We start from the raw sequence: 13099 nt of genomic DNA, 5'->3' as shown, positions 1-13099 counted from the left end.
GCGCAACGTGTCAGGCGTTAAGCGCTAAGGGCTAAGGGCTAAGCGCTAAGGGCTACACGCTAATCGCCAAGCGTTCCGCGATCGCTGCGTAATGCACCGCCCCCGCCGGTTTTCCGGTGGGGGCTTTTTTTCGGGCAAGGTAAGCCGCCCATCTAGGCGTCAAGCGTGCAGGTCCGCCACCAGGCGATAGCTGTGTGCCTGCCCCTGCTTGTCGACCTGACAAAGCATGACGTCGTGTTGCGGGCCGGCCAGCGTGGCGACGCTGGCCAGTTCGGCCGGCAGGCCGCTAAGGTCAAAGGCAATGGCTGCATCGGCGCCGGCCTCGCGTCGGATGCCGGCTAGCAGTTGGTGAATGCGCGCGTGGTTCTGATGCATGTCCTGCAAATCGGGCAGCGGATGGCCTTGCAGGCGGACCCCAGCGGTGGCACATGGCGCTTCAAGCGCGGCCAGCTCGTCGGCCTGCCGATAAAGCGCATGGAATGTCCGCGAACGAGATGAATCGTGGGTGCCGCAAAAAGAAGACAGCGCACGGCCGCCTGATGCCAGCCCGACCAGTTGAGAGGGCGAGGTGGCGACGGGGCTAAGACGATATCGGGGCCGCCGCTTCAAGTGGTGCACGGCCATCGCGGACGAGGCGATGGTCAATGACAGGCCGGCCAGCAATGGAACCAGCCAGATCAGCAGACTGGGATGGTCCGTGAACGGATGCTGATAATTTTCAACGGTGGTGGGGTAGAAGTAGCGCAGCAAGGGCTTGAACATCAGCCCTTCATTGAGCGCATCGGTTACCCAGCTGATCAGCACGATGGAGCTGATGGTGTAGCAGGCGGTTTTCAAGCGGTGCAGCAGCACCGTGCGCGTCAATGTCATGGCCAAGGCTCCGGGGGCGGCGGACGCGGCGACGCGGCGTCCGCGATGCAACCCAAGAGCAGAGCATCCGGATCGGCAAGAAGCAATCAGAGGACTCTGGTAATGGCGGCAGGAATGAAAAAAGGGCCGGACAACAAGTGTCGGGCCCTTTTTAGGTGACTGCAGTGATCAAGAACCTGGGTTGCTTGACCGCTGCACATCTGAATTTGGAGCGGGAGACGAGTCTCGAACTCGCGACCTCAACCTTGGCAAGGTTGCGCTCTACCAACTGAGCTACTCCCGCATGGGTTCCGTCTTGAACTGCTCAGAACCGTTTTCTTATGCACTTTCTTATGCACTTTCTTATGCACTCTGATCAACTTGGTTATCGATCAGAAGGCGCGCATCTTACATGATTTTTTCGAGCTTGTCATTGGGCCGAGATTTTTCGCGTTTTCGCCGTGTTCTCTGTAAAGAGCGGCTATTGAAAAAGCGGTGTACTCAAACCAAAACACTCAATCAAGTAATATGAGCGAAGACCGAAACTATAGCATAGCCCGTAGCACCCATGTCAACTCCCTCTGCTATCGACACGGCGTCAGCCGCGTTGACTCCCGCTGCCCACGATCTCAGCCGGCTCAATACGCTGGGCCTGGTCTCGCAAGCCGAAGCCTTTGTCACGCTGGATGATGCCGCTCAATTGCCGGCCTTGTCCGACTTGGCACGCGGGGCGGACAGCCTCCTGGTGCTGGGCGGCGGCAGCAATGTCGTCCTGCCCCGGCGTGTTTCCGGCTTGGTGGCCAAGGTGGCTTTCAGGGGCGTGCGGCTGTTGCAGGACGCGCCCGATGTCTGCCTGGTGGAAGCGGCGGGCGGCGAAAGCTGGCACGGCTTTGTCGAACATTGCGTCGGGCAGGGCTGGGATGGCCTGGAAAACCTGGCCTTGATTCCCGGTACGGTCGGGGCCGCGCCGGTGCAGAACATCGGCGCTTACGGCGTCGAATTCGAAGAACGCTTTCATAGCCTGACGGCGTGGGATGTCGCGGCGGCAAGGCTTGTTGAAATGGGCCCGTCCGATTGCCGCTTTTCGTATCGCGATAGCGCGTTCAAGCACGATGCGCCCGGCCGCTGGATCATCGTCAGCGTGCGGTTCGCCTTGCCGCGCCCCTGGCGCCCCGTGTTGGGCTATCCCGACCTGCAACGCCACGAACGGTTGGCCCACGGCGCGCCCGGCGCGCGGGACATCTTCAACGCGGTTTGCGACATTCGCCGCGCCAAGCTGCCGGACCCGGCAGTGACCGGCAACGCCGGCAGCTTTTTCAAGAATCCCATCGTAGCGGCCGATGTGCGGGACGCTCTGGCCGAACGCTACCCGGGCCTGGTGTCGTACGCGCAACCGGACGGCCGCTACAAGCTGGCAGCCGGTTGGCTGATCGATCAATGCGGTTGGAAGGGGCAGGCGCTGGGCGCGGCCGGGGTGCATGACAGGCAGGCGCTGGTGCTGGTGAATCGCGGCGGAGCCAACGCCGCCGACATCATGGCGCTGGCCGGCGCGATTCAAGCGTCGGTGCAGGCGCGCTATGGCGTCATGCTGGAACCGGAGCCCGTGGTGGTGTAGGGCGCGGTGCGGCCGGAGCAATAAAAAAGGATCCCGAGGGATCCTTTGTGTTTTGTGGCGGCCGGCGATCCGGCGGCCGGCGATCCGGCGGCCGGCGTTCCGGCGTTCCGGCGTTCCGGCGCTCCGGCGATCCCGCGGCCGCCTGGCTCAGAAGCCCAGCACGGATTGCATGTCGTACAGGCCGTTGTGCTTGTCTTGCAGAAAGCGTGCCGCGCGCAGGGCGCCTTCCGCGTAGGTGGCGCGGCTGCTGGAACGGTGCGTGATCTCGATGCGTTCGCCGATGCCGCAGAACGATACGGTGTGGTCGCCCACGATGTCGCCACCGCGCAGCACGGAAAAGCCGATGGTGCCGGGCTTGCGCACGCCGGTGTCGCCATGGCGGCTCCAGGTGGCCACGTCCGGCAGCGCCACGTCCCAGGCCGACGCAATGGTCTCGCCCATTTTCAACGCGGTGCCCGAAGGCGCATCGACCTTGTTGCGATGGTGCGCTTCGAACACTTCAACGTCATAACCGGAATTCAGGATGCGGGCGGCCATGTCCAGCAGCTTGAGCGTGGCATTCACACCCACGCTCATGTTGGGCGCGAACACGATGCCGATTTTCTGCGCGGCCACTTCGATGGCGGCGCGGCCGTTGTCGTCGAACCCGGTGGTGCCGATGACGGCGTGCGTGCCGTGCTTCACGCAGGCCTGCAAGTGGGCAAGCGTGCCTTCGGGCCGCGTGAAATCGATCAGGCAATCGGCGTTGGCCAGCGCGTCAAGATCATCGGTGATCAGCACGCCGGTCTGTTGGCCCAGCGGGGCGCCCGCGTCCTGGCCCAGCGACGTCGACCCATTGCGGTCCAACGCCACTGCCAATTGCAGGTCGGTGGACTTGAGGATGGCGTCGATCAGCATCTGGCCCATACGGCCGCTGGCGCCGGCAATTGCAATACGCATGAAGAAAATCCTTGGGGGTTACCGAAGCGGCTCGGGCGCGTTGCCCGGTTGGCCGGGGTACTGATTCAGCGGGCTGACCGGCGCGGCGGAATCGCGCTTTTTCAGGTCTTCCTCTTCTTTGATGCGGGCTTCGTCCTGGTCCAGGCGCTTGTCCGCCTTTTCGTCGGCGGTGCTGCTGGGGGTGTTCAGCTGATAGGGCTGCAAATCAGGCTGCTTGTCGCCTTCCCAGCGCGTCAGGCGGTCGTTTTCGAACCAGACGGTGAACTTGCGTTCACGGGCTTCGCCGTAGCCGGGCTTGTAATAGTAGGGGTAGTCCCAACGGTTGGCGTGCAGCACGCTGGTAAGGGTAGGGCTGCCCAGCGCAAAGCGGACTTGCTCGCGGGTCATGCCCGGCTGGAGCAGCGCGACTTGTTCCTGGGTGATCCAGTTGCCTTGCTGGACACCGGCCTTGTAGGGGAAGCCCCACTTGTCCCCCGAGCAGCCGGCAAGGGCGATGGCCAGGGCGGCGACGGCCAATCCGGTCTTCAGCGAGCGGGAGGGAATTCGTGCAATCATGGACACTACGCGCCCCTATTATTTGGAAGCAGACAAAACCGTTATCATAAAGGTTTCATAAGGATAGTTCCGCGAGGCGGCATGAATTCAGGTGAGCCGACTCGCGGTGCACCCTTGATTCTGCCCATGCCTACGCGGACGGAGAGCGATTACACCATGAGCGACCAAAGCGAACTGAAGAACATGGGTTTGAAGGCGACGTTTCCGCGCCTGAAAATTCTTGATATTTTCCGCAAATCCGACCAGCGCCACCTCAGCGCCGAAGACGTCTACCGTGCCCTGATCGGCGAAAATGTCGAAATCGGCCTGGCAACCGTCTACCGCGTGCTGACCCAGTTCGAGCAGGCCGGCATCCTGGCCCGCAGCCAGTTCGACAGCGGCAAGGCCGTGTTCGAGCTGAACGACGGCGATCACCACGATCACCTGATCTGCACGAATTGCGGCACCGTGGTCGAGTTTTCGGACCCGGACATTGAAAAGCGCCAGCAGAAGATCGCCAAGGACAACGGTTTCGCGCTGGAAAGCCACGCGATGGTGTTGTACGGCGTGTGCAGCAGCTGCATGAAAGGGCGCTAAACCGCTAGCGTCCGCCCCACGGTCCGTGGCCGCGCTCGTTGCGGGCCAGTGAGATCAAAAGCCCCTTCTGAACGGAGGGGCTTTTTTTTGTCCGATGGGTCCGCCGCGGGGCGCGGTTCTTGCGCCGTCCTTGCGCCGATATTGCGCGGCTTTAAGCTGCATTTCACGCGGCATGCGCGCGGATATTCCTTGGAATCGTGGCGGGCTTGCCTTGGCCCGCGCCAAGCTGGGTCAGGCTGCGGGCTGGTCAAAACCTTCCAGCATTTCGCGGGCGTGCTCGCGCGTGGTGGCCGTCAGCTTGATGCCGCCCAGCATCCGCGCGATTTCCTCAACACGCGCCGCCGCGTCCAGCTCTTCGATGCTGGAGCGCGTGGTGCCGCGAGACTCGGTCTTGCTGACCAGGAACTGGTTGTTCGCGCAGGCAGCCACCTGGGGCAAGTGCGTCACGCACAGCACCTGGTGGCGTTCGCCCAGCTCGCGCAGCAGCTTGCCCACGGCTTCGGCCACCGCGCCGCCCACGCCGCTATCGACCTCATCGAAGATCAGCGTCGGTACGCGCGCGGCGCGGCTGGCAATGACGGACAGCGCCAGCGAAATCCGCGACAACTCGCCACCCGAAGCCACTTTGGCCAGGGGTCGCGGGGTGGTGCCGGCGTGGCCGGCCACCAGAAATTCAACCTGCTCGTTGCCGTGCGCGGACGGCCCGGCGGCGGTCAGGGTGGGCTCGAACTTGCCGCCCTGCATGGCCAGCGTCTGCATGGCCTGGGTGACTTGTTTGCCCAGGTCCTTGGCTATCTTGCGACGGGCGGCGGTCAGCTTGGCGGCCGCGGCGTCGTATTGCGTTTGCGCCGCCACCGACTGGGTGCGCAACGCATCGATGTCGCCGGCGGCTTGCAAGGCGGCCAGCTCGGCATGCAGGGAATCGCGCAATTCGCACAGGGCGTCGGGCTCGACGCGGAATTTGCGCGCGGTCTCGAAGACCAGGCCCAGGCGCGCTTCGACGTCGGCCAGCCGCTTCGGGTCCAGATCGACCCGGCTGACGTAATTGTTCAGGTCGGACACGGCTTCGCTGATCGCGATGCGGGCGGACTCCAGTTCGTCGTACACGCCTTGCAGGCCGGGGTCATGCCGCAGCATTTGCTGAATGCGGTGATTGGCGGCCGTGACGCGGTGGTGCGCGGAATCGCCTTCGCCGTCCAGCGCTTCCAGGATTTGCGAGGCGCCATCCAGCAGCGATTGCGAATGCGACAAGCGCGTGTGCTCGGACTGCAAGGATTCCCATTCGTCCGGGCCAAGCGCCAGTTGATCCAGTTCGTCCACCTGCCATTGCAGCCGGTCGCGTTCGTTGGCCAGGCTGGCGGCGTCTTTTTCGGCGGCTTCCAGTTGGCGCGCCAGCGCGCGCCATTGCTTCCACGCCTGGCCCACGGCCTGGCGCAGATCGCCATGGCCGCCGTGGGCGTCCAGCAGATCGCGCTGGGCGTCAGGGCGCATCAGGCTTTGATGGGCGTGCTGGCCGTGGATGTCGACCAGGCTGTCGCCCAGTTCGCGCAGCTGCCCCACGGTGGCGGGCGTGCCGTTGATGTAAGCGCGGCTGCGCCCCTGCGCGTCGATGACCCGGCGCAGCGACAATTCGTCATCGGCGTCGATTTCGCGTTCGTTCAGCCAGCTGTGCAATGACTTGGGCGTATCGAACACGGCAGTGATGTCGGCGCGCGGCGCGCCTTCGCGCAGCATGCTGGCGTCGCCACGCTCGCCCAGCGCAAGCGCCAACGCGTCCACCAGGATGGATTTGCCCGCCCCGGTCTCGCCGGAGAACACGGTGAAGCCGGGGCCGAAATGGATTTCGGTCTGTTCGACGATGACGAAGTCGCGGATATGCAGGGTGCGCAGCATGTCGGGGCGCTTACTACTCTACGTTGTCGGTGGCCTGGGGCATCAGGTTCCAATGCAACTTGCGGCGCAAGGTGGAAAAGAAGCTGTAGCCCTCGGGGTGCACGAAGCGGATGGTGTACGGCGCGCGCTGCACGACGATGCGGTCGCCCGGTTGCAGGTCGGACCACGTCTGCATGTCGAAATGCACGCTGGCGCCAACTTCCACGCGGCCCATCGCCGTCAGCGTCATGTTCAGCACGCCGGTGTCCGGGATGACGATGGGTCGGTTCGACAGCGTTTGCGGCGCCACGGGCACCAGCACCATGGCGTTCATGCCGGGGTGCAGGATGGGGCCGTTGGCGGACAGCGCGTATGCGGTCGAGCCGGTGGGCGTGGCGATGATCAGGCCGTCGGCGCGCTGCGTGTACATGAAGGCGCCGTCCAGCTCGACGCGCACTTCGATCATGCCGCCGCGCCCGGCGCGGTTCAGCACGACGTCGTTGAGCGCCGACGCGGAATACATTTTCTGGTCGCCGCGCCACACGCTGCCTTCCAGCAGCATGCGTTCTTCTATCTGGAAGCTGCCTTCCAATACGCGCGCCAGGGCGCCGTGCGCGTCCTGCAGCGGGATGTCGGTGATGAAGCCCAGGCGCCCGTGGTTGATACCCACCAGGGGCACGCCAAAAGGCGCCAGATGCCGGCCCGCGCCCAGCACCGTGCCGTCGCCGCCCATCACGACGGCCAGCGATGCATTCTGGCCAATCTCTTCAAGGGTAGCGATGGGGTATTCGGTCAGGCCGGTGTTGCGCGCGGTGTCCGCATCGATCAGCACATGCCTGCCCGCTTGCGTCAGCGCGTGCGCAAGGGCTCTTAGCGGGGTGTCCAGGCCGGTGTCCTGGTATCTGCCGATCAGGGCGACGGTAGGAAAGTGCATGGATGCGGGTGTATCAAAAGGGCGAAACGAAGGGCAGGGCCGAAGGGCGAAGCCGAAGCCAGAACCTGCCCGGAATGGGCCGATTAGCCGATTATATGGGGCCGCATATCTGCTTGCGGGACAAAAATCGCCTTTATCCTAAAAGATTCCTTAAAATGCCCGCTATGGATGACCGCGCACGCGCACTACTGAAAGCGTTGATAGAACGCTACATCGCCGATGGGCAGCCCGTCGGCTCGCGGACGCTATCGAAAGTCTTTGACTTGTCCCCGGCCACCATCCGCAATGTCATGGCGGATCTTGAAGAGCTGGGGCTGATCCATAGCCCGCACACCTCCGCCGGCCGCGTGCCTACGCCGCGGGGCTATCGCATGTTCGTCGATTCCCTGCTGGCCGTGCAGTCTTATCAGCTGCAACCGCACAACATGGGCGAAATGCTGTCGGCCGCCGAACCCACCCGCGCCGTCAACGCCGCCGCCGCGTTGCTGTCCAACCTGACGCAATTCGCGGGCGTGGTGCTGACCCCGAAGCGTGCCCAGGTATTCCGGCAGATCGAATTCATCCGGCTGTCCGACAAGCGCGTGCTGCTTATCATCGTCACCCCGGACGGCGACGTCCAGAACCGCATTCTCTTTGTTCAGCGCGATTACGCCGAAGCGGAATTGCTGGAAGCCGGCAATTTCTTCAACATGCACTTCGCGGGCAAGTCGTTCAACGCCGTGCGCCAGACGCTGTCCACCGAACTGGCTCAGCTGCGCGAAGACATTTCGCGGTTGATGCAGGCGGCGGTCGAGGCCAGCGCCGAGGCCGCGGAAGACGGCGACACCATGGTCATCTCGGGCGAACGCAAGCTGCTGGACGTCACCGATATCGCGTCCGACATGGACCGGCTGCGCAAGATGTTCTCGCTGTTCGAGAAAAAGACCGACCTGCTGCAACTGCTGGATGTGTCCAGCCGGGCGCAGGGCGTGCAGATCTACATCGGTGGCGACTCCCAGCTGGTGCCCATGGAAGAGGTCTCGGTCATCACCGCGCCCTACGGCGTGGACGGCAAGGTCGTGGGCACGTTGGGCGTCATCGGCCCGACCCGCATGGCTTACGAACGCGTGATTCCCATTGTGGACATCACGGCGCGCCTGCTGTCCAACGCGCTCAGCCACAACCAGTAGTCCCATTCAAAGCTACATCCTCCTCGCGGAGGAAGGGGAGTTTTTGTGTTTCTTCGCCTGTTCAAGTACCTGTGGCCTGAACGCTATCTGCCGGAAGCCGAGCAGGACGACCCCTTCAACGAAGACCCGCCGGCCCGCGCGCCCGGCAAAGTCGGGGTGCTGCTGGTCAACCTGGGTACGCCGGATAGGCCGGACAAGCAGGGCATCCGCAAATACCTGGGCGAATTCCTGTCGGACCCGCGCGTCATTGAAATTCCACGTTATTTATGGAAGCCCATCCTGTACGGGCTGGTGCTGACGCTGCGGCCGAAGAAGCTGGCGCCGCGCTATGCGGGCGTCTGGCTGAAAGAAGGGTCGCCCCTGATGGTCTATAGCCAGCGCCAGGCCGACGGCGTGCGCGCCGCACTGGAGGCATCGGGCATCGACGCCGTGGTGGAACTGGGCATGCGCTACGGCAACCCTTCCATTCCGGACGCCATCACCCGTTTGCGCGCGGCCGGTTGCGAACGCATCCTGACCGTGCCGCTGTACCCGCAGTACGCGGCCAGCACCACGGCCACGGTCGTGGACGCGGTCACCCGCCATGCCGGGCGCCTGCGCGACCAGCCCGAACTGCGCTTTACCAAGCGCTTTCACGAAGATCCGGCCTGGCTGGACCCGCTGGCCGCCCGCATCGAGACCTTCTGGCGCGAGCACGGCAAGCCGCAGAAGCTGGTCATGAGCTTTCACGGGTTGCCGCGGTATTCCATCGAATTGGGCGACCCCTACTACCGCGACTGCATGGAGTCGGCGCGCCTGCTGTCCCAACGGCTGTCGCTGCCGCGCGAGCAGATCGAAGTGACCTTCCAAAGCCGCTTTGGCACTGCCCGGTGGCTTGAGCCCTATACCGAGCCCACCCTGAAAGCGTTAGCCGCTTCAGGTGTTACCGAGGTGGATGTGGTGTGCCCGGGATTTGTGGCAGACTGTCTAGAAACCCTGGAAGAGATCAGCCTGGAATGCCGGGACGCCTTTATTGAGGCGGGCGGCAAGCAGTTTCGTTACATCCCTGCGCTGAACGACGATCCCGCATGGATCGCCGGCTTGGCCACTTTGGTGGAACGCAACTTGCAGGGCTGGCCACTGAAGATCCAGGCCAACACGGACTTGAAGGAGAAGGCGCATGCACCATGATCCCAAGAGCGGCAAGAGCGTAAAAAAGGGGACCGTTGCCACCCCGGTGGACGAGGATCAGGTCGAACACGATCTGGACGAGGCGCTGGCCGAAACTTTTCCCGCCAGCGACCCCATCGCCATCCGGCCCGAGCCGGACGACGATGACGAAAACGTAGACCGCGGCCTGAAGGAAAGCTTCCCCGCCAGCGACCCGGTCGCCCCGGCGCAGCCCCACAAGAAGTAAGCGGCCGGCCCGCCCGGGCCAGACCCGGGCGGGCTTCCGGTCCCAGAGGGGCGCCGTCAGGGAATATTTCGCTTACCCGGGCTTGAAATAGGGGTATTGGCCCCCATTCATGTCTGCGAAAGCCATTCTTTTTGGAGGATTCCCCATGACGGCACCCCACGAGCCTGTAGACAAGACGCCCGAAGCCGGCCACAACGCCGACGCGGCACCCGCCGACCAGGACGCCGGTCAGGCCGAGCTGAACGAGTTGCGCGCCCAGCTGGACGCCGCCCAAGCTACCGTCAATGAGCAGCACGACCAGCTTCTGCGTGTGCACGCCGAAGCCGACAACGTGCGCCGCCGCGCCCAGGAAGAAGTGTCCAAGGCGCGCAAGTTCGGCATCGAATCGTTTGCCGAGAGCCTGGTTCCGGTCAAGGACAGCCTTGAGGCCGCCCTGGCCCAACCCGACCAGACCGTCCAGACGTTGCGCGAAGGCGTTGAAGTCACCCTGAAGCAGTTGTCGGCCGCGTTCGAGCGCAACATGCTCAAGGACATCGCGCCGGCCCAGGGCGACAAGTTCGACCCGCACCTGCACCAAGCGATTTCGTCGATCCCGCACGAGCAGCCCGCCAATACCGTGGTGCAGCTGCTGCAAAAGGGCTACGCCATTGCCGACCGCACGCTGCGTCCGGCGCTGGTGGTCGTATCGGCCGGCCAAGGCTGAAACGCCAGCCGCGCGTCATGACCGATCCCCGCTTCGACCCGGCTCAAGTCTTCCAGGTGTTCGGCATGCGTCATGTCGACACCGATGGCTTTGACGCCGCCGTGGTTCAGGCGCCGGGAACGGATCTGCGCTGTGTGTTTTTATGGGGACAGGATTGCTATAACTGCAATCTTTTCAAGCAGGCAGCACTGCTGCACCAGGAAACGTTGCTGAAGCTGGGCCTGACCTGGTTCGAGGCCGACGTTTACGCCGACGAGCCCCTGGGCCGGCGCTTTTCCCTGCATGGCGTCCCCACTTTTGTGCTGTACCGGGCCGGCAAACGGCTGGGTCGTATCACCGGTTGGCCCGGATTGCCCCAGTTCACGGCGGCGATTTCGCGGTTGCAGGACCCGAATGCGGAAAATTCCGGCAAGGCGTCTTGAAAACCCTGCGAGTAACCCCAGTTATGTGGGGACAAGAAGTTTCTCTCTATTTTCATAGATCAATTCAAGGTAACCCACCATGAGCAAGATTATTGGCATTGACCTGGGCACGACCAACAGCTGCGTGGCTGTGATGGACGGCGGGCAGGTCAAAATCATTGAAAACGCGGAAGGCGCCCGTACCACCCCCTCGATCGTCGCCTACATGGACGACGGCGAGACCCTGGTTGGCGCTCCCGCCAAGCGTCAGGCCGTGACCAACCCGCGCAACACGCTGTACGCCGTGAAGCGCCTGATCGGCCGCAAGTTCGAAGAAAAGGCTGTGCAGAAGGACATCGACCTGATGCCCTACACCATTGCACGGGCCGATAACGGCGATGCCTGGGTCGAAGTGCGCGGCAAGAAGATGGCGCCTCCCCAAGTGTCGGCCGACGTGCTGCGCAAGATGAAGAAGACCGCCGAGGACTACCTGGGCGAAGAAGTGACCGAGGCCGTGATCACTGTGCCCGCCTACTTCAACGACAGCCAGCGCCAGGCCACCAAGGACGCCGGCCGCATCGCCGGTCTGGAAGTCAAGCGCATCATCAACGAGCCCACCGCGGCCGCGTTGGCGTTCGGCCTGGACAAGACCGAAAAGGGCGACCGCAAGATCGCTGTCTATGACTTGGGTGGCGGCACGTTCGACGTGTCCATCATTGAAATCGCTGACGTTGACGGTGAAAAGCAGTTTGAAGTGCTGTCGACCAACGGCGACACCTTCCTGGGCGGCGAAGACTTCGACCAGCGCATCATCGACTACATCATCTCCGAGTTCAAGAAAGAACAAGGCGTTGATCTGTCCAAGGACGTGCTGGCGCTGCAACGCCTGAAGGAAGCTGCTGAAAAGGCCAAGATCGAGCTGTCCTCGGCCCAGCAGACCGAAATCAACCTGCCGTACATCACGGCGGATGCCTCGGGTCCCAAGCACTTGAACCTGAAGATCACGCGCGCCAAGCTGGAAGCGCTGGTTGAAGAACTGATCGAACGCACGATCGAACCCTGCCGCGTCGCCATCAAGGACGCCGGCGTGAAGGTTTCCGACATCGACGACGTGATCCTGGTCGGCGGCATGACCCGCATGCCCAAGGTTCAGGAGAAGGTGAAGGAATTCTTCGGCAAGGATCCGCGCAAGGACGTGAACCCTGACGAAGCCGTCGCCGCTGGCGCCGCCATCCAAGGTTCCGTGCTGTCGGGCGACCGCAAGGACGTGCTGCTGCTGGACGTGACGCCTCTGTCGCTGGGTATCGAAACCCTGGGCGGCGTGATGACGAAGATGATCCAGAAGAACACGACGATCCCGACCCGGTTCTCGCAGACCTTCTCGACCGCTGACGACAACCAGCCGGCCGTGACCATCAAGGTGTTCCAGGGCGAACGCGAAATCGCCGCGGGCAACAAGGCGCTGGGCGAGTTCAACCTTGAAGGGATCCCGCCGTCGCCGCGCGGCATGCCGCAGATCGAAGTCACGTTCGACATCGACGCCAACGGCATCCTGCACGTGTCCGCGAAAGACAAGGGCACCGGCAAGGAAAACAAGATCACCATCAAGGCCAACTCGGGTCTGTCGGAAGACGAGATCCAACGCATGGTCAAGGATGCCGAGGCCAACGCCGAGGAAGATCACCGCGTTGCCGAACTGGCTCAGTCGCGCAACCAGGCCGATGCGCTGGTGCACGCCACCCGCAAGTCGTTGACCGAGTACGGCGACAAGCTCGAAGCTTCCGAAAAGGAAAGCATCGAGGCCGCCATCAAGGACCTGGAAGACACGCTGAAGGAAGGCGACAAGGCCGCGATCGACGCCAAGGTGGAAGCCTTGTCGACCGCGTCGCAGAAGTTGGGCGAAAAGATGTACGCCGACATGCAGGCGCAACAAGCCGCCGGCCAGCAGCAAGCGGCCGATAACGCGAAGCCGGTGGACGACAACGTCGTCGATGCCGACTTCAAGGAAGTCAAGCGCGACCAATAATGGCCGGGCGCTGACCAGCCTCTGCCGCCCGGTAGCCGGAGAAATCCGCCTACCGGGCGTACTC

13 protein-coding genes and 1 tRNA gene are annotated in these 13099 nt (G+C 63.3%); 8 read left to right on the top strand and 6 right to left on the bottom strand.

The features are described 5' to 3' along the window. Positions 1-159: 159 nt before the first annotated feature. A complete protein-coding gene (locus V6F88_RS23835) occupies positions 160-870 on the bottom strand; it encodes a hypothetical protein (RefSeq protein WP_332612674.1) in 711 nt (236 codons plus the stop codon). Between the two features lie 207 nt (positions 871-1077). Continuing rightward, positions 1078-1153: transfer RNA gene (locus V6F88_RS23830), tRNA-Gly, on the bottom strand. A 264-nt stretch (positions 1154-1417) separates the two neighbouring features. Between V6F88_RS23830 and murB the strand changes: the two genes are divergently transcribed. After that, positions 1418-2464, top strand: a complete 1047-nt coding sequence (murB, locus tag V6F88_RS23825) for a UDP-N-acetylmuramate dehydrogenase (RefSeq protein ID WP_332612673.1) — start codon at positions 1418-1420, stop codon at positions 2462-2464. Positions 2465-2611: 147 nt separating this feature from the next. On the opposite strand, the gene dapB is transcribed toward murB, so the two are convergent. Both dapB and V6F88_RS23815 read right to left on the bottom strand, forming a co-directional pair. After that, positions 2612-3403 (bottom strand): 4-hydroxy-tetrahydrodipicolinate reductase, encoded by a 792-nt coding sequence (dapB, locus tag V6F88_RS23820; RefSeq protein ID WP_046803421.1) that lies wholly within the window; start codon positions 3401-3403, stop codon positions 2612-2614. Between the two features lie 18 nt (positions 3404-3421). Continuing rightward, positions 3422-3958, bottom strand: a complete 537-nt coding sequence (locus V6F88_RS23815; protein ID WP_332612672.1) for an outer membrane protein assembly factor BamE — start codon at positions 3956-3958, stop codon at positions 3422-3424. Between the two features lie 156 nt (positions 3959-4114). Between V6F88_RS23815 and fur the strand changes: the two genes are divergently transcribed. Beyond that, on the top strand, positions 4115-4534 hold the full coding sequence (gene fur / locus V6F88_RS23810; protein ID WP_332612671.1) for a ferric iron uptake transcriptional regulator: 420 nt from the start codon (positions 4115-4117) through the stop codon (positions 4532-4534). A 231-nt stretch (positions 4535-4765) separates the two neighbouring features. Here fur and recN read toward each other — a convergent pair whose 3' ends face one another. Both recN and V6F88_RS23800 read right to left on the bottom strand, forming a co-directional pair. Next, positions 4766-6427, bottom strand: a complete 1662-nt coding sequence (recN, locus tag V6F88_RS23805) for a DNA repair protein RecN (protein ID WP_332612670.1) — start codon at positions 6425-6427, stop codon at positions 4766-4768. A gap of 13 nt (positions 6428-6440) precedes the next feature. Next, positions 6441-7340, bottom strand: a complete 900-nt coding sequence (locus tag V6F88_RS23800; RefSeq protein WP_046803417.1) for an NAD kinase — start codon at positions 7338-7340, stop codon at positions 6441-6443. Between the two features lie 164 nt (positions 7341-7504). On the opposite strand from V6F88_RS23800, the gene hrcA reads away from it, so the two are divergent. The 6 genes from hrcA (at position 7505) to dnaK (ending at position 13035) form a co-directional block, all read left to right on the top strand. After that, positions 7505-8509 (top strand): heat-inducible transcriptional repressor HrcA, encoded by a 1005-nt coding sequence (hrcA, locus tag V6F88_RS23795; protein ID WP_046803416.1) that lies wholly within the window; start codon positions 7505-7507, stop codon positions 8507-8509. Between the two features lie 45 nt (positions 8510-8554). Next, positions 8555-9679 carry a ferrochelatase gene (hemH, locus tag V6F88_RS23790; RefSeq protein ID WP_332612669.1) on the top strand — a complete coding sequence of 375 codons (1125 nt, stop codon included), beginning with the start codon at positions 8555-8557 and terminating at the stop codon, positions 9677-9679. Next, a complete protein-coding gene (locus V6F88_RS23785) occupies positions 9669-9905 on the top strand; it encodes a hypothetical protein (protein WP_332612668.1) in 237 nt (78 codons plus the stop codon). Before hemH ends, V6F88_RS23785 begins: the two co-directional genes overlap by 11 nt. A gap of 145 nt (positions 9906-10050) precedes the next feature. After that, the gene (gene grpE, locus V6F88_RS23780; protein WP_332612667.1) at positions 10051-10608 is read left to right on the top strand and encodes a nucleotide exchange factor GrpE; all 558 of its coding nucleotides are present in this window, start codon (positions 10051-10053) and stop codon (positions 10606-10608) included. A 17-nt stretch (positions 10609-10625) separates the two neighbouring features. After that, a complete protein-coding gene (locus V6F88_RS23775; protein WP_332612666.1) occupies positions 10626-11030 on the top strand; it encodes a thioredoxin family protein in 405 nt (134 codons plus the stop codon). Positions 11031-11109: 79 nt separating this feature from the next. Next, a complete protein-coding gene (gene dnaK, locus V6F88_RS23770; protein ID WP_046803411.1) occupies positions 11110-13035 on the top strand; it encodes a molecular chaperone DnaK in 1926 nt (641 codons plus the stop codon). Positions 13036-13099 lie beyond the last annotated feature (64 nt).

The sequence above is a fragment of the Achromobacter sp. ESBL13 genome (assembly GCF_036668755.1).
Classification (GTDB): Bacteria; Pseudomonadota; Gammaproteobacteria; order Burkholderiales; family Burkholderiaceae_B; genus Achromobacter.
This window is presented reverse-complemented; position numbering and strand designations above follow the sequence as displayed.